At 60.4% G+C, this 586-nt stretch carries 1 protein-coding gene; it reads left to right on the top strand.

All coding sequences use genetic code 11. The features are described from left to right. A partial coding sequence (locus tag ACW9IB_RS29480) for an AMP-binding protein (RefSeq protein ID WP_457416845.1) occupies window positions 1–586 on the top strand: 586 nt, incomplete at both ends.

A 586-nucleotide genomic window follows, 5' to 3' on the forward strand; every position in this document is an offset into this window, starting at 1 on the left:
TCAGTTTGATCAATGCCGAACAGATCACCACGCTGCATTTCGTGCCGTCGATGCTGCAAGCGTTCTTGCAGGACGCCCATGTTTCCACCTGCCAAACCCTGCAACGCATCGTGTGCAGCGGTGAAGCCTTGCCGGCGGACGCCCAACAACAGGTGTTCGCCAAGCTGCCCCAGGCCGGGCTCTACAACCTGTATGGTCCGACCGAAGCGGCCATCGACGTGACCCACTGGACCTGTGTCGATGAAGGCCGCGACGCGGTGCCGATCGGTCGCCCGATTGCCAACCTGGGTTGCTACATCCTGGATAGCAATTTCGAACCGGTGCCGGTTGGCGTGCTGGGCGAACTGTATTTGGGCGGTGTTGGCCTGGCGCGCGGTTATCACCGTCGTCCGTCCCTGACCGCCGAACGTTTTATCGCCCATCCGTTCGTTCAAGGCGAACGCCTGTATCGCACTGGTGATTTGGCGCGTTTCCGCGAAGACGGCGTGATCGAATACGCCGGGCGTATCGACCATCAAGTGAAACTGCGCGGCCTGCGTATCGAGCTGGGCGAAATCGAAGCGCGTTTGCTGGAACACGATTGGGT

Source organism: Pseudomonas sp. SDO524_S393 (assembly GCF_054071875.1).